Here is a 25,600-nt window from a genome sequence, read left to right on the forward strand (position 1 = left end):
TCCCCCCCGGGGTTGGGGGGGGGGGGGGGGGTGCGGGTTGGGGGGGGGGGGGGGCCCGCGGGCCCCGCCCCCCCGCGGGGGGGGGGGGGGGCCGGCCCCCCCCCCCCGGGCCCGTACGGACGGCGCCCGTCCCCTGGTCGCCGTCCGTACGGGCCCGTGCCGCGGCCGGCGCCTGTCCCGGGCGGCCGGCCGCCCCGCCGGCCCGGACCGGCGGGAGCCGGGCGGGCCGACGGCGGTCGTGGGGTCAGGTCCGCTTGCGGAAGCGGGCCACCGCCAGCGGGGCGAAGACCGCGGTGGCGGCCGCCGACCAGATCAGCACGATCATCACCGGATGGGCCACCGCCCCCTGGCCGTTGAGCAGCGCCCGGGAGGCGTCGGCCAGCGCGGAGAGCGGGTTGACCTTGGTGAAGGACTGCAGCCACCCCGGCATGGTGTCGGTCGGCGCGAAGATCGAGCTGCCGAACTGCAGCGGCATCAGGACCAGCATGGAGGCGCCCTGGACGGCCTGGGCGCTCCTCAGCGCCATGCCCAGCAGCATCGAGATCCAGACGATCGACATGCCGAACACCATCGACAGGCCCACCGCGGCGAGCAGTTCCAGCACGCCGGTCTTCAGCTCGAAGCCGAGCAGGAAGGCGAAGGACAGCAGGATCGCGGAGGAGAGCAGGGCGCGCAGCGACTCGGCGACGATCTTGGACAGCAGCACCGAGGCCCGCCCGATCGGCAGGGTGCGGAAGCGGTCCATCACCCCCGTCTGGAAGTCGCTGTTCAGCCCGGTGCCGACGGCCAGGGCCAGCGTCATGCCGGTCTGCCCGAGCAGGCCGGGGATCATGTACTGCTTGTAGGCGTCCTGGTTCCCGGCGAACATGGCGCCGCCGAAGACGTAGACGAACAGCACCGTGAAGATGATCGGCATCAGCACGGCGTCGAACATCGACTCCGGGTCCGCCTTGATCCGCATCAGGTTGCGCCTGGTCAGCGCGCCGACGTGGCGCAGCGTGCCGGACAGGCCGATCCGGCCGTCCTCCGCCGGCGGCCGGGTGTCCGCGGCCCGGGAGGGGGTGAGCGTGGCGGTGGTCATGCGACGGGCTCCTTGGCAGGGCTGGGGGCGGGCACCGCGGCGGACGCGGGCTTTCCGGTGATGGCGAGGAAGACCTCGTCGAGGCTGGGCACCTTGGTGTCGATGCCGGCGACGGCGAAGCCGCGGGTGCCGAGCACCCCGACCACCGCCGTCAGCTGGTCGTCGCCGGTGATCGGCACGGCGAGCAGCCCGGTGTCGGCGGAGACGGTGGCGTTGAGGATGCCCGCCTCGCGCAGGCAGCGGGCCATCTCGGGCAGCTCGGCCGGGTCGGCCGGGCGGACCTGGAGGGTCTGGCCGCCGACCCTGGCCTTGAGCTCGGAGACGGCGCCGTTGGCGATCACCCGGCCGCGGTCGATGACGGTCAGCTCGTTCGCGAGCTGCTCCGCCTCCTCCATGTACTGGGTGGTCAGCAGGACGGTGCTGCCCTCGGCGACCATCCGCTGCACCTCGTCCCAGACCTCGTTGCGGGTGCGCGGGTCCAGGCCGGTGGTGGGCTCGTCCAGGTAGAGCACCCGGGGGCGGCCGATCATGCTGGCGGCCAGGTCGAGGCGGCGGCGCATGCCGCCGGAGTAGGTCTTGGCGGGCCGCTTGGCGGCCTCGGTGAGCGAGAAGCGCTCCAGCAGCTCGGCGGCCCGGGCCCTGGCCTCCTTGCGGGGGAGGTCGAGCAGCCGGCCGATCAGGTAGAGGTTCTCGAACCCGGAGAGCAGCTCGTCGACGGAGGCGTACTGGCCGGTGAGGCCGATCGTGCGACGCAGCTGCTTGGGCTGGCGCAGCACGTCGTAGCCGCCGACGAACGCGGTGCCGGCGTCGGGCTTGATCAGCGTGGACAGGACGCGCACCAGGGTGGTCTTGCCCGCGCCGTTGGGGCCGAGCAGCGCGAGGACGGTGCCCTCCTCGACGGTCAGGTCGACGCCGTCCAGGGCCTTGGTCGCGCCGTAGTGCTTGACGATGCCGTGCACCTCCACGGCGTTGCGGGAGGTGGTACCCCGGTCGTTCGGGGCCGTCGCGATTCGTGTCATGCCCCCAGGCTGTCCGCCCCGGCTGTCAGCTCCCTGTCACGGGCCCGCCCGCGCTGTCACCCCGCTGTCACCGCCGTCCGGACTGTCACCGCCGTCGGGTCCGTGCGGGCGCACCGCGGCCGGGTACGGCGACGGCCCCCGCTCCGGTCCGGAACGGGGGCCGCGGGGGCCGGTCAGTGGAAGCTGTGCTCCGCCGCCGGGAAGGCGCCGGTGCGCACGTCCTGCGCGTACGCGCGGGCGGCGTCCCCGAGGACGGTCCGCAGGTCGGCGTACTGCTTGACGAACCTGGGCACCCGGCCGGCGGTCATGCCGGCCATGTCGGTCCAGACCAGCACCTGGGCGTCGGTGTCCGGGCCGCCGCCGATGCCGACGGTCGGGATCGCCAGCTGCGCGGTGGCCTGGGCGGCGAGCTCGGCCGGGACGGCCTCCAGCACCACCGCGAAGGCGCCGGCCTGCTGGACGGCCTTGGCGTCGCGCAGCAGCTGGTGCGCCGCCTCGTCGCCGCGGCCCTGGACCGGGTAGCCGCCGAGGGCGTGCACGGACTGCGGGGTGAGGCCGATGTGGGCCATCACCGGGACGCCGGCCTCGACCAGCAGCTCGATCGAACGCGCGCTGCGCTCGCCGCCCTCCAGCTTGACGGCGCCGACCCCGGCCTCCTTCATCAGCCGGGCCGCGTTGTGCATGGCCTGCGCGGGGGACTCCTGGTACGAGCCGAACGGCAGGTCGGCGACGACCATGGCCCGCTTGGTGCCGCGGACGACGGCGGCGGAGAGCACCACCATCTGATCCATGGTCACCGGGACGGTGGTCTCGTAGCCGAGGTGGCAGTTGCCCGCCGAGTCGCCGACCAGCAGCACCGGGATGCCGGCCTCGTCGAACACGCCCGCGGTGAGGGCGTCGTAGGCGGTGAGCATCGCCCACCTCTCGCCGCGCTGCTTGGCGGCGGCGAGGTCGCGGACGGTGACCCGCCGGTTGGTGACCCCGCCGTAGAGGGTGGCGGTCGTCGCCTGGTTCTGGGCAGGCGAAGGCGTAGAAGCGTTCATCGAACGGACTCCTGAAGGGTTGTCGTCTCGTGGCGCCGTACGGCGTCCCCGGATCACCTCCATGCTTGCACGCCCCGGCCCCGGCGCAAAGGGGGGTGCGGTCGTCGCGGGGCGATCCGGGGCACACCGGGTGCGCCAAAGGCCCGCGCGGGGTGCCCGGGAGGGCGCGCCGGGGTGCGCGGGGAGGCCGCCGGGTTTGCCCGGTCTTTACGAAACGGATTCGTCTCGTATCGAATCTGCCGCTACCCTGGTGCCCGGGGGGTTACGAGACGCATTCGACTCGGAATTGCCCGCCAGTGCCACCTCAACACGGACGGGAACACCAATGACCACCGCAGCCGCACCGCCTCGCGTGCCGGAAGCCATCCACCGTCGGCGCTGGGCGATCCTCGGCACCCTGGTGCTGGCCCTGCTCGTCGTCGTGCTCGACAACTCGATCCTCAACGTCGCGATGAAGACCATCGCGACGCCCGCGCCGGTCGGCCTCGGCGCCACCCAGAGCGACCTGGAATGGTCGATCAACTCGTACACCCTGGTCTTCGCCGGGCTGCTGTTCACCTCCGGCCTGCTCGGGGACCGGTTCGGACGCAAGCGCGCGCTGCTGAGCGGCATGGTCGTCTTCGGGGTCGCCTCGCTGCTGTCCGCGCTGGCCGCCTCGCCCGGTGAGCTGATCGGCTACCGCGCCCTGATGGGCGTCGGCGGCGCGCTCGCGATGCCCGCCACGCTGGCGATCATCATGAACGTCTTCGAGCGCTCCGAGCAGCCCAAGGCGATCGGGATATGGGCCGGCGCGGTCGGCCTGGCCATCGCCATCGGGCCGATCACCGGCGGCCTGCTGATCGAGCACTTCTGGTGGGGCTCGGTCTTCCTGGTCAACGTCCCGATCGTGGTCGTCGCGGTGATCGCGATGGTGCTCCTCGTGCCCGAGTCCAAGGACCCCAACCCGGGCCGGATGGACCCGGTCGGCGTGCTGCTGTCGATCGTCGGCCTGGTCGCGCTGATCTACGGCATCATCAAGGGCGGCGAGCTGGCCGACTTCACCGCGGTCGAGGCCTGGGCGCCGGCCCTGGTCGGCGTGGTCGCGCTGGTCGCCTTCGTCTGGTTCGAGCGCCGCACCGCCTTCCCCGCGCTGGACGTCACCTGGTTCCGCAACAAGGTGTTCAGCGCCTCCGTGGTGGTCGTCGGCGTGATCTTCTTCGCGCTGATGGGCGTCTCGTTCTTCGGCGTCTTCTACATCCAGAGCGTGCGCGGCTACAGCGCCCTCCAGGCCGGCGTGCTGATGCTGCCGCTGGCCGCCGCCCAGCTGGTGTTCGCCCCGCGGGCCCGGCTGGTGGTCGACCGCATCGGCGTCGCCGCCACCGCCACCGGAGGCATGCTGCTGGTCGCCGTCGGCTTCGTCGGCTACGTCGTGCTGACCGCCACCACCCCGATCTGGGTGCTGGTCCTGCTCGGCCTGGTGATGGGCGCCGGCATGGCGCACGTCATGCCGCCGGTCACCGTCGCGATCATGGCCTCGCTGCCCCGGGAGAAGGCCGGCGCCGGCTCGGCCGTCAACAACACCTTCCGCCAGGTCGGCGGCTCGCTCGGGGTCGCGGTGCTCGGCGCGGTGCTCTCCACCGTCTACCGCGACGGGATGGCCGACACCCTGGCCCGGCTGCCCGAGGGGCTGCGCGACAAGGCCGGCGAGTCGCTGGAGGCCACCCTGGCCGTGGCCGGCCGCATCCCCGGCGGCGAGGCGCTGATCGGCCCGGCGAACGACTCCTTCATCCACGCCATGCACGTGGTGGCCGGCATCTCGGTCGGCGTCTCGGTGGTCGGCGCCGTCGTCGCCTGGTTCCTGCTGCCGGGCCGCTCGGCCGCCCCCGCCGGCCCCGCCGGCCCGGCCCCCGAGCAGCCCGGCCGGGAGCGGGAGGCCGCGGCCGCGGACGCCTGACCCGCGGCAGGCCGTGCCGCGACTGAGTGACAATGGCCCTGTCATCCGGGTGGGCCCCGGATGGCAGGGCCTCGGTCCGGGCAGACAGCTGCCGTGGATCCACCGAGGGACACCCCACGGCGCCGTGCGACCGGGGAGGACGAGGGAGAGGCAGCGGGGATGAGGACGGACACGCCGGCCGACGGCACCGGACGGCAGTGCGCGGAGGGGCGCCGCGGCAGGCCCCGCAGCGAGGCCGCCGAGCAGGCCATCTTCCGGGCCGTCGAGGACCTGATGGCCGGCGGCGCCACGCTCCCGGAGCTCACCATCGAGGGCATCGCCACCGCCGCCGGCGTCGGCAAGGCCACCATCTACCGCCGCTGGCCCAACAAGGAGGCCCTGCTCGTCGACGCGGTCGGCCGGCTGGAGGACCCGCTGCCCGAGCCGACCGGCGGCGACGCCCGGGACGACCTGATCGCCATGATCGACTACATGCGCCGGCGCGGCCTCGCCAAGCGCACCCGCTGGGTCCTCAAGGCCGCCCTCGGCCAGATGCACAGCCTGCCCGAGCTGCACAGCGCCTACCGCGAACGGGTGATCAAGCCGCGCCGCGACGCCGGGCTCGACCTCATCCGCCGCGCCATCGACGAGGGCGTGCTCCGCTCCGACCTCGACGTGGACCTGCTCGGCGACCTCCTGATGGGCCCGATCATCTACCGCAGCGTCCTGTGGGACGACTCCGACCTGGAGGACCCGGACCTGGCCCGCAAGATGGTCGACTCCGTGCTGGAGGGCCTCGCCCCCCGCTGACCGGCCCGGACGGCGCCCGCCCGCCGGACGGCCCGGACGTGGCCTGGCTCACCAAACCGGGCCGCGCCGGAACCCGCTCCCCGGGCCCGACGTCTGTCCCGGCATAGGCTGAGCCGGGTATCCGATCAAACCGGCACCGGCCGGTCGTGCCCGCACCGTCCACGGGACGGGCACCGGAACGGCGGCGGCACGAGCGACGGGAGCCACTTCATGGCGCAGGCGGACAGGACCGAGCGGATCGCGGCCCCCGGGGGCGGCGCCGACGGCCCGGCCCCCGCGTCCCGCGGCGGTTTCCTCGGCCTGCGCCACTGGGGCCGGGACGCCCGCGGCAGCACCACCTGGCGCCGCGGCCTGGTGGTCGCCCTGCTGGCGGCGCTCACCGCCGCGCTGCTCGCCTTCCACGCCGAGGTGCCCAACAGCGTCGGCAACCTCGGCAGCCTGCTGGAGACCTTCCTGCCCTGGCTCGGCCTGGCCGTCCCGGTGCTGCTGGTGCCCGCGCTGCTGCGCCGCTCCGCCACCGCGCTGGTCGCCCTGCTGCTGCCCGTCGCGCTCTGGCTCAACCTGTTCGGCGGCCTGCTGAGCGACAGGAGCGGCGGTACCGGCGACTGGACGGTGGTCAGCCACAACGTCGCCGCCGCCAACACCGACGTGCCCGGCACCGTGCGCACCCTGGTGGACTCCGGCGCCCAGATCGTCGCCCTCCAGGAGCTGGCCGGCCGGCAGCTGCGCGGGTACGAGACCGGGCTCGCCGCCGCCTACCCGCACCACACCGTGGAGGGCACGGTCGGGCTCTGGTCGAAGTACCCGATCGGCGACGTCACCCCGGTGGACCTGAGGATCGGCTGGACCAGGGCCTTCCGCGCCGAGGTCACCACCCCCCAGGGCCCGGTCGCGGTGTACGTGGCGCACCTGCCCTCGGTGCGGCTGAAGGCCGAGGGCGGCTTCACCGTCAACCAGCGGGACGTCAGCGCCCAGGCGCTCGGCGACGCCATCCAGGCCGAGCCGCTGAAGAAGGTCCTGCTGCTCGGCGACCTCAACGGCACCATGAACGACCGCAGCCTGGCGCCGGTCACCTCGCAGATGCGCTCGGCCCAGGGCGCCGCCGGGGACGGCTTCGGCTTCAGCTGGCCGGCCGCCTTCCCGGCCGCCCGGATCGACCAGATCATGAGCAGGGGCGGGCTGGACCCGGTCGACTCCCGCACCCTGGACCGGGACGGCAGCGACCACCTCCCGGTGGCCGCCACCTACCGGTACTCCGCGCGGTGACCGTCGGCGCCGCCGGCCGGCCGGCAGTGCCGCCGGGTGGTCAGCCGCGCCGCCAGCGGTTGGTGATCGGCAGGCGGCGGTCCCGGCCGAAGTTCTTGACCGAGACCTTCGGGCCCGGCGGGTACTGGCGCCGCTTGTACTCGGCGGTGTCGACCAGCCGGACCACCCGGTCCACCAGGGCCGGGTCGAAGCCGGCCGCCACGATCGCGTCCCGGCCCTCGTCGCCCTCGATGTAGCGGGCCAGCACGCTGTCCAGCAGGTCGTAGTCGGGCAGCGAGTCGGCGTCCACCTGGCCCGGCCGCAGTTCGGCGGACGGCGGCTTGGTGATGGTGTGCTCCGGGATCGGCGGCACCTCGCCGCGCCGCTCGGCCTCCTCGTTGCGCCAGCGCGCCAGCCGGAACACCAGCGACTTGTAGACGTCCTTGATCGGCCCGTAGGCGCCCACCGAGTCGCCGTACAGCGTCGAGTAGCCGACCGCCAGCTCGCTCTTGTTGCCGGGCGCGAGCACCAGGTGCCCCTCCTGGTTGGAGATCGCCATCAGCAGGGTGCCGCGCAGCCGGGACTGGAGGTTCTCCTCGGCCAGGCCGGTCAGCTCGGTGGCCGCCAGGTAGGCGTCCACCATCGGGGCGATCGGGACGGTCCGCAGGTGCAGCCCGGTGCGGCGGGCCAGTTCGGCCGCGTCGTCCCGGGAGTGCCCGGAGGAGTAGCGGCTGGGCATCGAGACGCAGTGCACGTGCCGCGCGCCGAGCGCGTCCACCGCGATCGCGGCCACCAGCGCCGAGTCGATGCCGCCGGACAGCCCGAGCAGCACGGACGAGAAGCCGTTCTTGGTCACGTACGCCCGGGTGCCGGAGACCAGCGCGGCCCAGATCTCCGCCTCGTCCGACAGCCGCGGCGCCACCTCGGCGGTGAGCCGTACGGCGGGGGCGGGCCGGGCCCCGTCGCCCACCTCGGTGCGGACCAGGTGCAGCCCGTCGCTCAGCAGCAGGCCGTCGGTGTCGTCGCCCGAGGCGGCCGGCAGGTCGAGGTCCAGCACCAGCAGGTGCTCCTCGAACTGCGGGGAGCGGGCCAGGACCCGGCCGTCCGCGCCGACCACGATCGAGTCGCCGTCGAAGACCAGCTCGTCCTGGCCGCCGACCATGTTGACGTAGGCCAGGGCGCAGCCCGCCTCGGCCGCCCGGCGCCGCACCAGCTCCAGCCGCTGGTCGTCCTTGTTCCGCTCGTACGGGGAGCCGTTGATGACCAGCAGCAGCCCGGCGCCGGCCTCGCGGGCGGCGGTGACCCGGCCGCCGTCCTGCCAGATGTCCTCGCAGACGGCCAGCGCGACGTCCACCCCGCCGACCCGCAGCACCGGCAGCTGGTCGCCCGGGACGAACCAGCGGAACTCGTCGAACACGCCGTAGTTGGGCAGGTGGTGCTTGGCGAAGCGGGTCGCCACCCGGCCCCGGTGCAGCACCGCGGCGCAGTTCTGCGGGGAGCCGGCCGGCCGGTTGAAGCGGGGCGAGGCGTGCTCGGAGCGCCCGAGGTAGCCGACCACCACCGGGACCTCGCCCAGCCCCTCCGCCGCCAGCCGGCCGGCCAGGGCGACCAGCGCGCCGCGGGAGGCCTCGACGAAGGAGCGGCGCAGGGCGAGGTCCTCCACCGGGTACCCGGTGAGGGCCATCTCGGGGAAGGCGACCAGCTGGGCGCCGGCCCCGACGGCCTGCTTGGTCCAGCGCACCACCTCGTCGCCGTTGCGGTCGAGGTCGCCGACCCAGGGGTCGGTCTGGCACAGGGCGAGACGGAGAACGGGCATGCCCCGAGTGTAATCGTCTAACTGACGCGATGTCCTGGGCGGAAGCGCCGGCGGGCGCCCGCGGCGGGGTCGGCACTGCCGGGCCGGGCGGGGATCGGCCATGATGGGGGCAGCCGCTTTGCGAGGCCTTTGCGAGGTCCTCCGAGGCGTAACACGAGCGTAAAGAGCAGAGGTGAGACTGTCCCCATGGGCAAGCAGCAGCAGTTCGTGCTTCGGACGCTCGAAGAGCGTGACATCCGGTTCGTCCGGCTGTGGTTCACCGACGTCCTGGGGTTCCTGAAGTCGGTCGCGGTGGCGCCGGCCGAGTTGGAACAGGCCTTCGAGGAGGGCATCGGCTTCGACGGCTCGGCGATCGAGGGGTTCGCCCGGGTGTACGAGTCCGACATGATCGCCAAGCCGGACCCGACCACCTTCCAGATCCTGCCCTGGCGCTCGGAGACCCCGGGCACCGCCCGGATGTTCTGCGACATCCTGATGCCGGACGGCTCGCCCTCCTACGCCGACCCCCGGTTCGTGCTCAAGCGCACCCTGGAGAAGGCCTCGGAGCAGGGCTTCACCTTCTACACCCACCCGGAGATCGAGTTCTTCCTGCTGAAGAACCTGCCCGGCGACGGCACCCCGCCGATCCCCGCCGACCAGTCCGGCTACTTCGACCACACCCCGCGCGGGGTGGGCCACGACTTCCGCCGCCAGGCGATCACCATGCTGGAGTCGATGGGCATCTCGGTCGAGTTCTCGCACCACGAGGGCGCCCCCGGCCAGCAGGAGATCGACCTGCGCTACGCCGACGCGCTGTCCACCGCCGACAACATCATGACCTTCCGGCTGGTCATGAAGGAGGTCGCGCTGGAGCAGGGCGTGCACGCCAGTTTCATGCCCAAGCCGTTCTCCGAGCACCCCGGCAGCGGCATGCACACCCACGTCTCGCTGTTCGAGGGCGACCGCAACGCCTTCCACGAGTCCGGGGCCGAGTACCAGCTCTCCAAGGTCGGCCGCTCCTTCATCGCCGGCCTGCTCCGGCACGCCGCCGAGACCGCCGCCGTCACCAACCAGTGGGTGAACTCCTACAAGCGGATCTGGGGCGGCTCCCAGCGCACCGCCGGGGCCGGCGGCGAGGCGCCGTCCTACATCTGCTGGGGCCACAACAACCGCTCGGCCCTGATCCGGGTGCCGATGTACAAGCCGGGCAAGCAGGGCTCCACCCGGATCGAGGTCCGCTCCCTGGACACCGGCTGCAACCCGTACCTCGCCTACGCCGTCACCCTCGCGGCCGGCCTGAAGGGCATCGAGGAGGGCTACGAGCTCCCGCCCGGCGCCGACGACGACGTGTGGGCGCTGTCCGACTCCGAGCGCCGCGCCCTGGGCATCCAGCCGATGCCGCAGAACCTCGGCGAGGCCATCGACCTGATGCAGCGCAGCGAGCTCGTCGCCGAGACCCTCGGCGAGCACGTGTTCGACTTCTTCCTGCGCAACAAGCGCCAGGAGTGGGAGGAGTACCGCTCCGAGGTCACCCCGTTCGAGCTGCGCAAGAACCTCCAGGTGCTCTGAGCCGGGGCGCGGCCGCCCAAACCCGTTGCGGCCCGCTGTCGTCCGAGCGGACGGCAGCGGGCCCTCCTCTGGAGTGGATCTGCGACGGATCGCCGGTGTGGTGGCGGAATGTGATGCTTCTGTGACGGAGCGTCGTGGTCCGATGAGCTCTGCTCGTCCGTTCCGTCCTGAAAGAGGATCACATGACCTCCTCCGTCAGCCGCGCCGCCGCGACCCGACTGCTCGTCCGCCGGACCTGCGTCGCGGGTGCCGTCCTCACCGCCGTCGCGGGCCAACTGCTGGCCGCCCCGACCCTCGCCGACGCCCGTGGTTCGGGCACGGCCCAGGGCGCGGAGGCGGGTGTCCAGCACGCGCGGCACGCGAAGCCGCGGGCCTTCACGATCGCCGAGAACCAGCTGCCGTTCACCACCCGCTTCGAGGGCGACTTCCACGGCTCCATCACCCGGATCAGCAACTCGCTGATGACCTGTGACGAGACCAAGGCGCCGCTCGACCCGGAGCAGCCGCCCTGCGAGGACGCCCGCAAGGGCCTCGGCAGCCGGCCGATCAACAACAAGTACGAGATGAAGTACATCAACATCGACCCGGGCAGCGTCGGCCCGCTCGGCGACGCGATCTACTCCGCCAGCTCCGCCGACCTGGGGCTGATCGACGGCTCCACCGTCAAGAGCGCCCGGCTGTACTGGGGCGGCACCCGCGGCATCGGCGACGTCGTGCTGCCGGAGAACCAGATCGACGAGGTGTACCTGAAGCTCCCGGGCGAGTCGCAGTACCGCAACATCGCCAACGACCAGTCCTCGATCGGCTACATCACCACCGACGTGGAGAGCAGCTACCAGGCCTCCGCCGACATCACCGACCTGGTCAAGCAGGCCGGCAACGGCACCTACACCGTCGCCAACATGGACTCGGTGGTGAAGCCGCACAGCTGGGGCGGCTGGACGATCGTCGTCGCGTACGAGAACGACTGCAAGCCCTACCGGCACATCCACCTGTGGGACGGCTTCCGGGTCGAGCTGCCGGACAGCCCGCCGCGCGAGTTCGACCTCACCGGGCTGCGGACCCCGGCCACCGGCCCGGTGGCCGGCAAGCTCGGCTTCGTCGTCTACGACGGCGACCTCAAGTGGACCGGCGACACCCTCGCCATCAAGTCCACCAACGGCCCGCAGGCGCTCTTCTCGGACCTCAACCACGCCTCCAACGACGCCTTCAACTCCACCATCGAGGAGCTGGCCCCGGCCGACCAGTTCGTCCGCACCCCGTACAACCGCAACAACTTCGGCTACGACTCCAACCGCTGGGACATCTCGCCGTTCCTGCGCAACGGGGACACCGGCATCAAGGTGATGTTCGACACCGACAAGGACGGCTACGACCTGGGCGTCTTCTACGCCTACGTCAACCTGGACGGCTCCACCGAGGGCTGATCCCCCGTCGGCCCCCGGCGCCGCTGCCGCACCACCCGCCCCGCGCGGGGCGGCAGCGGCGCCGCCGTGTCCCGGCCGCGCGGGGCGCCGCGCAGCAGTCGCTCGCAGGGGCGCTCCACCCCGTGGTACAGCGCCCCCGCGACGGCCAGCGAGCCGCCGGCCAGCAGCAGCCAGGCGCCGAGCGTCACGGCCCCCGGGGCCGGGCGGCCCAGCACCGCCAGCCAGCAGCGCAGGCCGATCTCGTGCACCAGGTACCAGGCGTACGACCACTCGCCGAGCCGCACGGCGGTACGGCCCGCCAGCAGCCGGGGCGGGGCCCCCGCGGCGTCCCGCCGGGCCGCGGCCGCCAGCAGGGCGGCGAACAGCGGCGCGGGCAGCAGCTGGGAGGCGCTGTACGGGCCGTACCAGAGCGCGTCCGGCACGGCGGCGTGCCAGGGGACCAGCAGCAGGTGCCAGAGCACCACGGCGGCGGCCGCCGGGAGCAGCCCCGGCCGCGGCAGCCGCGGCCCGGGGAGCGCGCCGTGCCGCACGGCCAGGCCGGTCACCACGCCGAGGACGAACTGCGGGGTGCGGGCCGCCGGCAGGTAGTCCAGCAGCCAGCCGCGCAGCGCCGGGTCTGCGGGCAGCAGCGGGCCCGCCGCCCACAGCAGCGGGCCGAGCAGCGCGCATAGGAGCGCCAGCGGCAGCCAGGCGCGCGGGCGCGGGGCCAGCACCCGCAGCAGCGGCGGGAACAGCAGGTAGAACCAGGCCTCGGCGCCCAGCGACCACGAGGCCGGGTTGCCGCCGTACACGGTGGGCAGCGCCCAGGGGTGCACCAGCGCCAGCGACCAGAGCGCCGCCACCACCGGCAGCGCCGCGCCGACCGCCGCGTCCGCGCCCAGGGACAGCGCGGTGGTCAGCACGTGCAGCGGCCAGATCCGCGCGAAGCGGCGCCGGGCGAAGACGGCGGCGGGGGCCGGCGAGGCGCCGTACGTCCAGGCCAGCACGAAGCCGGAGAGCACGAAGAAGAACGTCACGCCCGAACGCCCGTACCAGGCGAGCGGGCTGAGCAGCGGGAGCCCGCCCACCTTGCGGGAGAGGTGGTAGAGCACCACCAGCAGGGCGGCCCAGAAGCGCAGCCCGGTGAGCGAGGGCAGCCGGCTGGGGCCGGTCGTGGGCATCGGCGCTCCGGGGGAGGGGGACGGGGGCGGCGACGGGGTGAACGAGCCCGGCGGGCGGAAGTCACGCCCGGTCACGGCCGGGGCCGCGCCGCGGCCGGGGGCGTCCGCCCGGCGGACGTGTCCGGCGACGGGCTGTGCGGGCGCGTAACCTGCTGGAGCGGACCGGATGGAGGGGTCGATGGCGGTGGAGGAGCAACGGGCCGGAAGCAGGATCAGCCGGCCGGAGAACCGGCTGGTCCGGCGGGGGTTCACCGATCCGGCCAGGGCGGTGCGGCTGCTGGAGGGCCCCGGTCTGGAGGGACTGGCCGACGACCCGGTGCTGCTGGACGCGCTCGGCGCCACCGCCGACCCGGACCTCGCGCTGTTCGGGCTGGCCCGGCTGCTGGAGGCCGCCGACGAGGCCGACCGGCACGTCCTGCGCGACACCCTGACGACCTCCAAGCCGCTGCGCGACCGGCTGCTCGGCGTGCTCGGCGTCTCCGCCGCGCTCGGCGACCACCTGGCCCGGCACCCGCACGACTGGCACGTGCTGGTCACCTTCGAACTGCGCGACATGCACCCCGGCCCGGAGGACTTCCGCCGCGCCCTCGCCGAGGGCGTGCGGGCGGACGGCCTCGACCCGGCGAACGCCCTGCGCGTCGCCTACCGCCGCTGCCTGCTCGCCATCGCCGCCCGCGACCTCACCGGCACCACCGACCTCGCGCAGACCGCCGCCGAACTCGCCGACCTGGCCGGCGCCACCCTCCAGACCGCCCTGGACCTCGCCGCCGAGCAGGACCCGCAGGCCGCCGCGGCCTGCCGGCTCGCCGTGATCGGCATGGGCAAGTGCGGCGGCCGCGAGCTCAACTACGTCTCGGACGTGGACGTGGTCTTCGTCGCCGAGCCGCGCGAGGGCGTGGACGAGCAGGAGGCGCTCCGGGCCGCCACCCGGCTGGCCGCCGCCCTCACCCGGCTGTGCGCGGACACCACCGGCGAGGGCACCATCTGGCCGGTGGACGCCAACCTGCGCCCCGAGGGCCGCAACGGCCCGCTGGTGCGCACCCTGGCCAGCCACCTCGCCTACTACCAGCGCTGGGCCAAGACCTGGGAGTTCCAGGCGCTGCTCAAGGCCCGGCCGGTCGCCGGGGACGCCGAGCTCGGCGCCGCGTACGTGGAGGCGCTCGCCCCGCTGGTCTGGCAGGCCGCCGCCCGGGAGAACTTCGTCGCCGACGTCCAGCAGATGCGCCGCCGGGTGGTCGACTCCATCCCGGCCACCGAGCTGGACCGCCAGCTCAAGCTCGGCCCCGGCGGGCTGCGCGACGTCGAGTTCTCCGTGCAGCTGCTCCAGCTGGTCCACGGCCGCACGGACCCGGCGCTGCGCAGCGGCAACACCCTGGAGGCGCTGGCCGCGCTCTCCCGGGGCGGGTACGTGGGCCGGGCGGACGCCGCCTCGCTGGACGCCGCGTACCGCTTCCTGCGCTCGCTGGAGCACCGCATCCAGCTGTACCGGCTGCGCCGCACCCACCTGATGCCCACCGCCGAGGAGGACCTGCGCCGACTGGCCCGCTCGCTGACGGCGCTGATCAACGACGACACCCGCGCCGACCCGGTCGCCGCGCTCCAGCGCGAGTGGAAGCGGCACGCGATGGAGGTCCGGCGGCTGCACGAGAAGCTGTTCTACCGGCCGCTGCTCGACGCCGTCGCCGAACTGCCGCCGGGCGCCACCCGGCTGAGCCCGGACGCGGCCCGCGCCCGGCTGGAGGCGCTGGGCTACGCGGACCCGGCGGCGGCGCTGCGGCACCTCAGCGCGCTCGCCTCCGGAGTGAGCCGCAAGGCCGCGATCCAGCGCACCCTGCTGCCGGTGCTGCTCGGCTGGTTCGCCGAGTCCGCCGACCCGGACGCCGGGCTGCTCAACTTCCGCCAGGTCTCCGACGCCCTCGGCCGCACCCCCTGGTACCTGCGGCTGCTGCGGGACGAGAGCGCCGCCGCCGAGCAGCTGGCCCGGGTGCTGTCGGCCGGCCGGCTCGCCCCGGACCTGCTGCTGCGCGCCCCCGAGGCGGTGGCCATGCTGGGGGACCCGCAGGGCCTGGAGCCGCGCGGCCGGGCGGCGCTGGAGTCGGAGGTGCTGGCCGCCGTGGGCCGGGCCGGGTCCACCCGGGCGGCGGTGGCCGCCGCCCGCTCGGTGCGCCGCCGGGAGCTGTTCCGCACCGCCGCCGCCGACGTCCTCGGCCGGCTCGGGGCGGACCCGGCCGAGGCGCTGGACACCGCGGGCGAGGCGCTCACCGCGCTCAACGCGGCCACCCTGGGCGGCGCGCTGCGCGCCTGCACCGCCGGCTGGGAGGCCGAGCACGGGGACCTGCCGACCCGCATCGCGGTGATCGCGATGGGCCGGTTCGGCGGCCACGAGCTGGGCTACGGCTCGGACGCGGACGTGCTCTTCGTCCACGAGCCGCTGCTCGGCTCCCTGGAGGAGGAGGCCGCCCGGGCCGCCCAGGCGGTCTGCAACGAGCTGCGCGCCCAGCTGGGCGCGCCGTCCACCGAGCCGCCGCTGCTGGTCGACGCGGACCTGCGGCCGGAGGGCCGCAGCGGCCCGCTGGTACGCACCCTCGCCTCGTACGCGGCGTACTACCGGCGGTGGTCGCACGCCTGGGAGAGCCAGGCACTGCTGCGGGCCGAGCCGGTGGCCGGGGACGAGGAGCTGGGCGCGCGGTTCCGGCAGCTGATCGACCCGCTGCGCTACCCGGGCGGCGGGGTGCCCGAGCGGGACCTGCTGGAGATCCGCCGGATCAAGGCGCGGATCGAGGCCGAGCGGCTGCCGCGCGGGGCCGACCCGACCACCCACACCAAGATCGGCCGGGGCGGGCTGGCGGACGTCGAGTGGACGGTCCAGCTGTTCCAGCTGCGGCACGGGCACGAGGTGCCGGCGCTGCGCACCACCCGGACCAGGGCGGCGCTGGCGGCCGCGGTGGCGGCCGGGCTGGTCGAGCGGGAGGACGCCGAGGTGCTGGACGCGGCCTGGGTGCTGGCCTCCCGGGTGCGCGCGGCGGTGATGCTGGTGCGCGGGCGGCCCGGGGACAGCTTCCCGGGGGAGGCCCGGGAGCTGGCCGGGGTGGCCCGCTACCTCGGGTACGGCTCCGGGCACAGCGGGGAGCTGCTGGACGACTACCGGCGGACCACCCGGCGGGCCCGGGCGGTGGTGGACCGGCTGTTCTACGGCACCGGCTGACGGGCGCCCCCGCCGGCCGCCGGCGGGGGTACGCGAAAGGGGCCCCGGGCGGGGCCCCTCCGGACGGTTTCTAGCGGCGGGCGCTGCCGACGGCGGGCTCGCTCCACTGCTCCGGGACGGTGATCGGCTGCTCGGCCGCCGTCTCCCGGGCGGGCACCCTGGGCAGTCGGTAGACCCACTCGTGGTAGAGCCAGCGGGCGGCGAGGAAGCCCACCGCGAGGCAGAGCAGGCCGCCGACGGCGTCCATCCAGAAGTGGTTGGCGGTGGAGACGATCACCACCAGGGTGGCGGCCGGGTACAGCAGGCCGAGCACCCGGACCCACGTCCGGCGGGCCAGGAAGAAGATCGCCAGGCCGCACCAGGTCGACCAGCCGATGTGCATCGAGGGCATGGCCGCGTACTGGTTGGAGACGTGCGCGGCGGGCCCGGAGGCCATCGAGCCCCAGGTGCCGTGGACCTTCACGGTGTCGATGAAGCCGCCGTCGGTCATCAGCCGGGGCGGGGCCAGCGGGAAGAAGTAGAAGCCGACCAGGGCGATCCCGGTGGTCACGAACAGCACCGTGCGCGCTGCGACGTAGCGTCCGGGGTGGCTGCGGTAGAGCCAGACCAGCACGCCGATGGTGATCACGAAGTGCAGCGTCGCGTAGTAGTAGTTCATCCCCGTGACGAGCCACCCGACGCCGTCCACGGCGTGGTTGACCGAGCGCTCGACGGCGATGCCGAGGTGGTGCTCCAGGTCCCAGATCCAGTGCGCGTGCTTCTGGGCTATCGCTTCCTGTTCGGGAACCGCGTTGCGCACGAGCGAGTAGATCCAGTAGCTGAACCCGATCAGCGCCAGCTCGAACCAGATCCGCGGCCTGGCCGGCGAGCGGCGCTGGGCGCTGACGTGGCGGCGCACGGCGGCGGTGCGGGTCTGGGCGGCACGGGTGGCTCCGTCGGGCAGCCGGCCGGGTCGGGCCTGCGCTGCTCCGGAACCGCCACCGTGGGCCGCGTCGGCGCGCCCGGCGTCGCCTCGCTGGATCTCGGTCGGTTCCCCCATGGACGGCAAGTCTGCCAGACCGCTCGTAGCCGTCTGCTCATCCTGTGGAAGTGGATTCTTCACCGGCTGTCCCCCCTGAGGGCTAGGGGCCGGCTACCACCGGGGTAGGGGGTGCTCGGGGGTTCGGTGCGTACCGGTGGGACGGACATACGTCCCATTGTCACGCCCGTCGCCCCACGCGAGTAATCGGGGTGGTCGGAGACGGTCCACGGCCTGGACCGTCCTGCGAAGAAACGATTTCTGCATCTTGCTGAAACATATTGCAGGCCGCTAGCTTCCTGGGAAATCGATCGCCCCTTCCCCCAAGGGAGCCCTCAGTGGCCGATGACCCGCTCCGCCTGCGACGGAGCACGTCCCGACGAACCACCGCCCGGCGCAGACCGGGCCGCACGGCCCTGCTGCTGGCCGCCGCGCTGACCGCCGCCACCCTCGGCAGCACCCCCGCGGCCCTCGCCGCCGCCCCGCCGGCCCCGCCCTCCGACGCCGCGCTGGCGGCCACCGCCGGACGGCACGACCTCACCCGCGAGCAGTTCTACTTCGTCCTGCCCGACCGCTTCGCCAACGGCGACACCGCCAACGACACCGGAGGCATCACCGGCGGGCGGCTGGACAACGGCTTCGACCCCGCCGACAAGGGCTTCTACCACGGCGGCGACCTCGCCGGGCTGATCCGCAAGCTCGACTACATCCAGGACCTCGGCACCACCGCGATCTGGATGGCCCCGATCTTCAGGAACAAGCCGGTGCAGGGCAGCGGGGCCGACGCCTCGGCCGGGTACCACGGCTACTGGATCACCGACTTCACCCAGGTCGACCCGCACTTCGGCACCAACGAGCAGCTCAAGGAGCTGATAGCCAAGGCGCACGCCCGCGGCATCAAGGTCTTCTTCGACGTCATCACCAACCACACCGCCGACGTGCTCGACGACGCCGAGAAGCAGTACGGCTACCGTTCCACCGGCGCCTACCCGACGCTCGACGCGGACGGGAACCCGGTGGACGAGACCGCCGTCGCCGCCGCCGGAGCCCCCTGGCCGCGGATCACCAAGGACTCCTTCCCCTACACCCCGGTGTTCCGCACCCCGGCCGACGCCGGCGCCAAGACCCCGGCCTGGCTCAACGACCCGGCGCTCTACCACAACCGCGGCGACTCGACCTTCGTCGGCGAGTCGGCCACCGAGGGCGACTTCAACGGCCTGGACGACCTCGACACCCAGAACCCCGCGGTGGTGAAGGGCTTCGAGAAGGTCTACCAGCAGTGGATCAGGGAGGCCGGGGTGGACGGCTTCCGGATCGACACCGTCAAGCACGTCGACATGGCGTTCTGGCAGCAGTGGGCCCCCGCGCTCAAGGACTTCGCCGCCAAGCAGGGCAACAAGCGCTTCTTCATGTTCGGCGAGGTCTACTCCGGAGACCCGGCCGTCACGTCGCCGTACGTCACCAAGGGCAGGCTCCAGGCCACCCTGGACTTCCCGTTCCAGGGCGCGGCCCGCTCCTACGTCTCCCAGGGCGGCTCGGCGAAGGCCCTGGCCGACGTCTACAGCCAGGACTACCGCTACACCAGCGCCGACACCGACGCGTACGAGCTGCCGACCTTCCTCGGCAACCACGACATGGGCCGCTTCGGCTCCTTCCTGCTGGCCGACAACCCGGGCGCCGACGAGGCGACCCTGCTGCGCAAGGACCGGCTCGCCGGCGAGCTCCAGTTCCTCACCCGCGGCCAGCCCGTCGTCTACTACGGCGACGAGCAGGGCTTCACCGGCGCGGGCGGCGACAAGGACGCCCGGCAGGACGTGTTCGCCTCGCGCACGGCCTCCTACAACGCCGACCGGGTGCTCGGCGGCCCGGCCGGCCCGGCCGACCGCTACGGGCAGGACGGCGAGCTCTACCGGGGCATCGCCGGGCTGGCGAAGCTGCGCCGGGACAACCCCGCCCTGGCCGACGGCGCCCAGATCGAGCGGTACGCCGCCGACGGCGCCGGCGTCTACGCCTTCTCCCGGATCGACGCCGGCCAGCAGGTCGAGTACCTGGTCGCGGTCAACAACGCCACCGAGGCGAAGACCGTCACCCTGGACACCTTCTCGGCCGGAGCGGGCTTCGACCGGATCTACCCGGCGGCGGGGGAGCGGCTCACCAGCGGCGCCGACCGCAGGGTGACGGTCACCGTGCCGGCGCTCTCCTCCGTGGTGTTCAAGGCCGGCTCCCGGCTGGCACCGGTGGCGGCGGCCCCGCCGATCTCGGTGCGGCCGCCCGCCGACGGCTCGACGGGCCTGGTGACGGTCGGCGCCACGACGGGCGGCGGCTTCAACCGGGTCAGCTTCGCCGCCCGGATCGGCGACGGGCCCTGGCGGACCCTGGGCACGGCCGACACCGGGACGTACGCGGTGACGCAGGACCTGGCCGGCGTCGCCCCCGGCACCGTCGTGCGCTACAAGGCCGTGGTGCAGGACTCCAGCGGCCACCTGCGCTCCGCCACCGCGAGCTTCACCACCGGCACCCCCGCACCCGCGCCCCGGCCCACCGCGGGCTCCCGCCCGTACGCCGTCGTCCACTACAACCGGCCGGACGGCGACTACGACGGCTGGAACCTCTACGCCTGGGGCGACCTCGCCGACGGCGAGGCCACCGTGTGGCCGGCCGGGCACGCCTTCACCGGGCGGGACGCGTACGGCGCCTTCGCGTACGTGCGGCTCAAGCCCGGTGCCTCCGACGTCGGCTTCGTCGTGGAGAAGGACGGCGTCAAGGACGTCGACGCCGACCGGCACCTCGACGTCGGCGCCACCGGCGAGGTGTGGCTGCGGCAGGGCGACCCGGCGGTGCGCACCGCGAACCCGGGCCCGCCGAACAGCCAGCCCGCGGACACCGCCGTCATCCACTACCGCCGGGCCGACGGCGACTACGACGGCTGGGGCCTGCACGACTGGACCGGTGCCGCCGCCCCGACCGACTGGGGCAAGCCGCTGGCGCCGGCCCGCCGCGACGCCTTCGGCGCCGTCTTCGAGGTGCCGCTGGCCCCCGGGGCCACCAGCCTCGGCTACATCCTGCACCGGGGCGACGACAAGGACCTGCCCGCCGACCAGTCGCTGGACTTCGCCGTCCACGGCAGGGAGGTGTGGATCCTCGGCGGCCGCGAGGGCTACCTGCTGCCGCAGGACCCGGCCGCCGCCTCGCAGCTGGACCTCGGCAGCGCCAAGGCCCAGTGGATCGACGCGCGGACCGTCGTCGTCCCGGCGGACTACGGCGCGGGCGACGACGCCCTGGCCGGCGGCACCAGCGCCCAGCTGGTCTACGACCCCGAGGGCGGCATCCGCGCCGACCAGGGCGCGCTGACCAGGCAAGGCAGGTGGATCCGCCTCAGCCCCGTCGCCGGCGGGCTGACCGACGGCCAGAAGGCCGCGTACCCCCACCTGGCCGGGTACCGGGCCTTCACCGTGGACGCCCGGGACGCCGCGCGCGTCCCGGCGGCGCTGCGCAGCCAGCTGCTGTTCACCGAGCACCTGCCCAGCGGCGCCGTGCGGGCCGCCACCGGGGTGCAGGTCCCGGGCGTGCTGGACGACCTGTACGCCGGACGCACCGGCAGGGTCGACTTCGGACCGGCGTACTACGACGGCAAGGTGGCGCTCTCGCTCTGGGCGCCGACCGCCCCGCAGGTGTCCGTCCAGGTCTTCGACAGCGCCACCGGGGGCACCCCGAGGACGCTGCCGCTCAAGCGGGACGACGAGACCGGGGTGTGGGAGGTCGTCCGGGACCGGAAGGAGCTGGACGGCAGGTACTACCTGTACCAGGTGAAGGTCTGGGCGCCCTCGGTGCAGCAGCTGGTGGTCAACACCGTCACCGACCCGTACTCGGTGGCGCTGTCCACCGACTCCGCGCGCAGCCTGGTCGCCGACCTGGACGCCGGGGAGCTGAAGCCGAAGGGCTGGGACGACCACGCCCGCCCGAAGCCCGTACCGCCCGGGCAGCAGCAGATCCAGGAGCTGCACGTCCGGGACTTCTCGGTGGAGGACTCCACCGTCCCGGCCGCCGAGCGCGGTACCTACCTGGCCTTCACCGAGTCGGACTCGGCCGGGATGCGGCACCTGCGGGAGCTCGCCGCGGCCGGGGTGACCACGGTCCACCTGCTCCCGACCTTCGACATCGCCACCGTCCGGGAGGACCGGGCCGCGCAGAAGCTGCCGGCCTGCGACCTCAAGTCCCTTCCGCCGGACGGCCCGGCGCAGCAGGAGTGCGTGGCGGCCGTGGCCGCCGACGACGCCTACAACTGGGGCTACGACCCGCTGCACTACAACGTCCCGGAGGGCTCCTACGCGACGGACCCGAACGGGACGGCCCGGACCGTGCAGTTCCGGCGGATGGTGCAGGCGATGCACGCCGCCGGGCTGCGGGTGGTGCTCGACGTGGTCTACAACCACACCGCCGCCAGCGGCCAGGCCGAGCACTCGGTGCTGGACCGGGTCGTTCCCGGCTACTACCAGCGGCTGGACGCCAACGGCAAGGTGACGACGGACAGCTGCTGCGCCGACACCGCGCCCGAGCACGCCATGATGAACCGGCTGGTGGTCGACTCGGTGACGCTGTGGGCCCGGGAGTACAAGGTGGACGGCTTCCGCTTCGACCTGATGGGCCTGGACCCGAAGTCCACCATGCTGGACGTGCAGGCGGCGCTGCGGAAGATGACGCCGGACTCGGACGGCGTGGACGGGAAGAACGTCCTCCTGTACGGCGAGGGCTGGAACTTCGGCGTCGTCGCGAACAACGCCCGGTTCGAGCAGGCCACCCAGGCCGCCATGGCCGGCACCGGCATCGCCACCTTCGACGACCGGATCCGGGACGCCGCCCGCGGCGGCAACTTCATGCTGGACTCCGCCCAGCAGCAGGGCTTCGCCTCGGGCCTGTACAGCGACCCGAACGGCTCGGCCGCGAACGGCACCCCGGAGGAGCAGAAGGCCCGGCTGCTGCACCGGATGGACCAGTTGAAGGTCGGGCTGACCGGCAACCTGGCCGGCTACTCCTTCACCGACAGCTCCGGCAGGACGGTCACCGGCGCCCAGGTCGACTACAACGGCGCCCCGACCGGCTACGCGGCCGCGCCCGGCGAGGCGGTGGAGTACGTGGACGCCCACGACAACACCGACCTGTTCGACGCGCTCGCGTACAAGCTGCCGGCCGGTACCGCGCCCGCCGACCGGGCCCGGATGCAGGCGCTCGGGCTCTCGCTCACCGCGCTCACCCAGGGCGCGGGCTTCGCCCAGGCCGGCAGCGACCTGCTGCGCTCCAAGTCGCTCGACGCCAACTCCTACGACTCGGGGGACTGGTTCAACGCGATCCACTGGGACGCCGCCGACGGCAACGGCTGGGGCCGCGGCCTGCCGCCCGCGAAGGACAACCGGGAGCAGTGGGCGGCCGCGCGGTCCCTGCTGGCGAACCCGAAGCTGACGGTGGGGGCGGCCGACATCCGGGCGACCACGGCGCAGTACCAGGATTTCCTGCGGATCAAGCGGTCCTCGCCGCTGTTCTCGCTGCCGACCCTGGCCGCCGTCCAGCAGCGGCTCTCGTACCCGCTGTCCGGCACCGCCGGTGAGACGCCCGGGGTGATCACCCTGCACCTGGACGGCACCGGACTGCCGGGGGCGGAGAAGGGGATCACGGTGGTCTTCAACGCCACGCCCACGGCGCAGGCGCAGACCGTGCCGGCGCTGCGGGGCACCGGCCAGGCGCTGCACCCCGTCCAGGCGGGCGGGGCGGACGCCGTGGTGCGGACCTCCGGCTTCGACGCCGCGACCGGCACCTTCACCGTGCCGGGCCGGACCGTCGCGGTGTTCGTCCAGCACTGATCCGCCTTCCCCGGCAACTCCCGGGCCCCGCACCACCGTTCAGGTGGGGCGGGGCCCGGTTCCGGTGCGGGAGCCATTGGTTCCGCTCCGGACACACAATGGCCGGAAAGTGCCACTGGCACGGCCGGAACTGTGAGGTGCCGGGCCCGTCGGAGGACGACGGCCACCCGCCGCCATCGGCAGGGGCTCTGAGTGCTGGTCATCGACCGCCGATAGTGATCGAACTTTGCCAGGGGTATGAAAACCGTGTTCACGAGGTCATGACGGGGTAACACAACCGGCGGACCGCGCTGCATACGGTTTCGGTAATGAATCGGCCAATCCGTGGCATGCATCTGTCATTAACGGCTCGTTTGCTGCCACGATTCCCCCGGCTGTAGACGAGGGGGCCCCACCCCCCGGTACCGCCGCTCCAGTTCAGGTGCAGCGCGTCCCAACCCCTGCGAACGAGTTGTGAGCACCGCATCCGCACTCCCGTCGCACCCGGCGGGGGCCCCCACTGCGCCGCGACCCCGCGGCCCAGGTTTCTCTCCACCGTGCGCGACCCAGCGCCGGTCGGAAAAGGAGTCCGCATGTCCCGTTACGCTCACGCCCGGAAGGCGGCGGTTGTCATGGCCGCCTCCACCGCGCTGCTGGTCACCGGCATACCGGTGATCGCGCAGGCGGCCACCCCGGACGCGCCGGCCGCCGTCGCGGCCCAGCAGGCGAGCCGCGCCCAGCTGATCTCCGTGGCGAACCAGCAGACCGCCTCCATCGCCCAGAGCCTGGGCCTGAGCGGCTCCGAGCAGCTGGTCACCAAGGACGTCATCCAGGACGCGGACGGCACCCGCCACCTGCGGTACGAGCGCACCCTCAACGGGCTGCCCGTCCTGGGCGGGGACCTGGTGGTGCACCAGGCGCCCACCGGCGCGACGAAGAGCGTCGACCGGGCCAGCACCGCCTCGCTGAACGGTGTGGGCACCACGCCGAAGCTGGCCGCCCCGGCCGCGCAGAACGCCGCCCTCGCCGCCCAGCAGGGCACCGCGGTCGAGACCGCGCCGCGCCTGGTGGTCTGGGCCGCCGACAACAACGCCCGGCTGGCCTGGGAGACCGTCGTCTCCTCGACCAAGTCCGACGGCACCCCGAGCAAGATGCACGTCGTCACCGACGCCACCAGCGGCGAGGTCATCCAGCAGTGGGACGGCATCGAGACCGGCTCCGGCAAGGGCGTCTTCGTCGGCAACGTCACCATCGGCACCACCCAGTCGGGGTCGACCTACCAGATGAAGGACGCCGCCCGCGGCGGCGGCTACACCACCAACCTGAACCACGGGTCCTCGGGCACCGGCACGCTCTACAGCAAGTCCACCGACACCTGGGGCGACGGCACCGTCAACAACGGCGAGTCCGCCGCGGTGGACGCCCACTTCGGCGTCGCGGCCACCTGGGACTTCTACAAGAACACCTTCGGCCGCAGCGGCATCCGCAACGACGGCGTCGGCGCCTACAGCCGCGTGCACTACGGCAACAACTACGTGAACGCGTTCTGGGACGACTCCTGCTTCTGCATGTCGTACGGCGACGGCGCCAACAACACCGCGCCGCTGACCGAACTGGACGTCGCGGGCCACGAGATGAGCCACGGCGTCACCTCGGCCACCGCCAACCTGAACTACTCCGGCGAGTCCGGCGGCCTCAACGAGGCCACCTCGGACATCTTCGGCACCATGGTCGAGTTCTCCGCCAACATCCCGGCGGACAACCCCGACTACCTGATCGGCGAGCTGATCGACATCAACGGCAACGGCACGCCGCTGCGCTACATGGACAAGCCGTCCAAGGACGGCGCCTCCGCCGACTACTGGTCCTCCACCGTCGGCAACAAGGACGTCCACTACTCGTCCGGTGTCGCCAACCACTTCTTCTACCTGCTGGCCGAGGGCAGCGGCGCGAAGGTCGTCAACGGCGTCAGCTACGACTCGCCGACCCAGGGCAACATCGCGGTCACCGGCATCGGCCGGGACAAGGCCGCGGCCATCTGGTACCGCGCGCTGACCACCTACATGACCTCCACCACCAACTACGCCGCGGCGCGCACCGCGACGGAGAAGGCGGCCACCGACCTGTACGGCGCCGGCAGCGCCGAGCTGACGGCGGTCGGCACCGCCTGGGCGGGCGTCAACGTCGGCACCGCGCCCAACCCGGGCGGCGTCACCGTCACCAACCCGGGCAACCAGTCCACCGCCGTCGGCGGCGCGGTCAACCTGGTGATCAAGGCCTCCGGCGGTACGGCCCCGCTGTCGTACGCCGCGACGGGCCTGCCGGCCGGTCTGTCGATCAACTCCTCGACCGGTGCGATCACCGGTACCGCCTCCACGGCGGGCACGTCCAACGTCACCGTCACGGTGACGGACGCGGCGGGCAAGTCGGCCTCCACGAGCTTCACCTGGACGGTCTCCACCGGTGGCGGCGGCTGCACCCC

The 25,600-nt window shown here is 73.5% G+C and carries 14 protein-coding genes; 8 read left to right on the top strand and 6 right to left on the bottom strand.

Annotation, left to right across the window (positions count from 1 at the left end; all coding sequences use genetic code 11):
* Positions 1-244: 244 nt before the first annotated feature.
* The 3 genes from ACH5AR_RS12565 to panB form a co-directional block, all read right to left on the bottom strand.
* The gene (locus ACH5AR_RS12565; protein ID WP_396301345.1) at positions 245-1,081 is read right to left on the bottom strand and encodes an ABC transporter permease; all 837 of its coding nucleotides are present in this window, start codon (positions 1,079-1,081) and stop codon (positions 245-247) included.
* Positions 1,078-2,100: an ATP-binding cassette domain-containing protein gene (locus tag ACH5AR_RS12570; RefSeq protein WP_396301346.1), complete on the bottom strand. Its 1,023-nt coding sequence runs from the start codon at positions 2,098-2,100 to the stop codon at positions 1,078-1,080. Before ACH5AR_RS12570 ends, ACH5AR_RS12565 begins: the two co-directional genes overlap by 4 nt.
* 173 nt (positions 2,101-2,273) lie before the next feature.
* Positions 2,274-3,143, bottom strand: coding sequence for a 3-methyl-2-oxobutanoate hydroxymethyltransferase (gene panB / locus ACH5AR_RS12575; protein ID WP_396301347.1), 870 nt, complete (start codon positions 3,141-3,143; stop codon positions 2,274-2,276).
* A 325-nt stretch (positions 3,144-3,468) separates the two neighbouring features.
* Here panB and ACH5AR_RS12580 point away from each other — a divergent pair, with 325 nt between their 5' ends.
* The 3 genes from ACH5AR_RS12580 (at position 3,469) to ACH5AR_RS12590 (ending at position 7,131) form a co-directional block, all read left to right on the top strand.
* Complete coding sequence (locus ACH5AR_RS12580) at positions 3,469-5,076, top strand: MFS transporter (RefSeq protein ID WP_396301348.1); 1,608 nt, start codon at positions 3,469-3,471, stop codon at positions 5,074-5,076.
* 159 nt (positions 5,077-5,235) lie between these two features.
* Positions 5,236-5,865: a TetR/AcrR family transcriptional regulator gene (locus tag ACH5AR_RS12585; protein WP_396301349.1), complete on the top strand. Its 630-nt coding sequence runs from the start codon at positions 5,236-5,238 to the stop codon at positions 5,863-5,865.
* Positions 5,866-6,075: 210 nt separating this feature from the next.
* Positions 6,076-7,131, top strand: coding sequence for an endonuclease/exonuclease/phosphatase family protein (locus tag ACH5AR_RS12590; protein ID WP_396301350.1), 1,056 nt, complete (start codon positions 6,076-6,078; stop codon positions 7,129-7,131).
* 40 nt (positions 7,132-7,171) lie between these two features.
* Here the strand turns inward: ACH5AR_RS12590 and ACH5AR_RS12595 are convergent, their stop codons facing one another.
* Positions 7,172-8,926, bottom strand: a complete 1,755-nt coding sequence (locus ACH5AR_RS12595) for an NAD+ synthase (RefSeq protein WP_396301351.1) — start codon at positions 8,924-8,926, stop codon at positions 7,172-7,174.
* Between the two features lie 186 nt (positions 8,927-9,112).
* Between ACH5AR_RS12595 and glnA the strand changes: the two genes are divergently transcribed.
* Entirely contained in the window at positions 9,113-10,474 is a 1,362-nt protein-coding gene (glnA, locus tag ACH5AR_RS12600; RefSeq protein WP_396301352.1) for a type I glutamate--ammonia ligase, read from the top strand.
* Between the two features lie 182 nt (positions 10,475-10,656).
* Positions 10,657-11,901, top strand: a complete 1,245-nt coding sequence (locus tag ACH5AR_RS12605) for a hypothetical protein (protein ID WP_396301353.1) — start codon at positions 10,657-10,659, stop codon at positions 11,899-11,901.
* On the opposite strand, the gene ACH5AR_RS12610 is transcribed toward ACH5AR_RS12605, so the two are convergent.
* Entirely contained in the window at positions 11,868-13,061 is a 1,194-nt protein-coding gene (locus tag ACH5AR_RS12610; protein ID WP_396301354.1) for an acyltransferase family protein, read from the bottom strand. The two genes, ACH5AR_RS12605 and ACH5AR_RS12610, sit on opposite strands and share 34 nt — an antisense overlap.
* Before the next feature lie 178 nt (positions 13,062-13,239).
* Between ACH5AR_RS12610 and ACH5AR_RS12615 the strand changes: the two genes are divergently transcribed.
* Complete coding sequence (locus ACH5AR_RS12615) at positions 13,240-16,266, top strand: bifunctional [glutamine synthetase] adenylyltransferase/[glutamine synthetase]-adenylyl-L-tyrosine phosphorylase (RefSeq protein ID WP_396301371.1); 3,027 nt, start codon at positions 13,240-13,242, stop codon at positions 16,264-16,266.
* Positions 16,267-16,336: 70 nt separating this feature from the next.
* Here the strand turns inward: ACH5AR_RS12615 and ACH5AR_RS12620 are convergent, their stop codons facing one another.
* Positions 16,337-17,305: a phosphatase PAP2 family protein gene (locus ACH5AR_RS12620; protein ID WP_396301355.1), complete on the bottom strand. Its 969-nt coding sequence runs from the start codon at positions 17,303-17,305 to the stop codon at positions 16,337-16,339.
* 317 nt (positions 17,306-17,622) lie between these two features.
* Between ACH5AR_RS12620 and pulA the strand changes: the two genes are divergently transcribed.
* Positions 17,623-23,139 carry a pullulanase-type alpha-1,6-glucosidase gene (gene pulA, locus ACH5AR_RS12625; RefSeq protein ID WP_396301356.1) on the top strand — a complete coding sequence of 1,839 codons (5,517 nt, stop codon included), beginning with the start codon at positions 17,623-17,625 and terminating at the stop codon, positions 23,137-23,139.
* Positions 23,140-23,711: 572 nt separating this feature from the next.
* A partial coding sequence (locus tag ACH5AR_RS12630; protein ID WP_396301357.1) for a M4 family metallopeptidase occupies positions 23,712-25,600 on the top strand: 1,889 nt, incomplete at its 3' end.

It is taken from the genome of Kitasatospora sp. NPDC018619 (assembly GCF_044391605.1).
In the GTDB taxonomy this organism is placed as follows: Bacteria; Actinomycetota; Actinomycetes; order Streptomycetales; family Streptomycetaceae; genus Kitasatospora.

What these genes read in the sequence shown, in the direction of transcription:
- ACH5AR_RS12565 (WP_396301345.1), bottom strand. Translation starts at nt 1,081, where the DNA reads ATGACCACCGCCACGCTCACCCCCTCCCGGGCCGCGGACACCCGGCCG.
- ACH5AR_RS12570 (WP_396301346.1), bottom strand. Translation starts at nt 2,100, where the DNA reads ATGACACGAATCGCGACGGCCCCGAACGACCGGGGTACCACCTCCCGC.
- panB (WP_396301347.1), bottom strand. Translation starts at nt 3,143, where the DNA reads ATGAACGCTTCTACGCCTTCGCCTGCCCAGAACCAGGCGACGACCGCC.
- ACH5AR_RS12580 (WP_396301348.1), top strand. Translation starts at nt 3,469, where the DNA reads ATGACCACCGCAGCCGCACCGCCTCGCGTGCCGGAAGCCATCCACCGT.
- ACH5AR_RS12585 (WP_396301349.1), top strand. Translation starts at nt 5,236, where the DNA reads ATGAGGACGGACACGCCGGCCGACGGCACCGGACGGCAGTGCGCGGAG.
- ACH5AR_RS12590 (WP_396301350.1), top strand. Translation starts at nt 6,076, where the DNA reads ATGGCGCAGGCGGACAGGACCGAGCGGATCGCGGCCCCCGGGGGCGGC.
- ACH5AR_RS12595 (WP_396301351.1), bottom strand. Translation starts at nt 8,926, where the DNA reads ATGCCCGTTCTCCGTCTCGCCCTGTGCCAGACCGACCCCTGGGTCGGC.
- glnA (WP_396301352.1), top strand. Translation starts at nt 9,113, where the DNA reads ATGGGCAAGCAGCAGCAGTTCGTGCTTCGGACGCTCGAAGAGCGTGAC.
- ACH5AR_RS12605 (WP_396301353.1), top strand. Translation starts at nt 10,657, where the DNA reads ATGACCTCCTCCGTCAGCCGCGCCGCCGCGACCCGACTGCTCGTCCGC.
- ACH5AR_RS12610 (WP_396301354.1), bottom strand. Translation starts at nt 13,061, where the DNA reads ATGCCCACGACCGGCCCCAGCCGGCTGCCCTCGCTCACCGGGCTGCGC.
- ACH5AR_RS12615 (WP_396301371.1), top strand. Translation starts at nt 13,240, where the DNA reads ATGGCGGTGGAGGAGCAACGGGCCGGAAGCAGGATCAGCCGGCCGGAG.
- ACH5AR_RS12620 (WP_396301355.1), bottom strand. Translation starts at nt 17,305, where the DNA reads ATGGGGGAACCGACCGAGATCCAGCGAGGCGACGCCGGGCGCGCCGAC.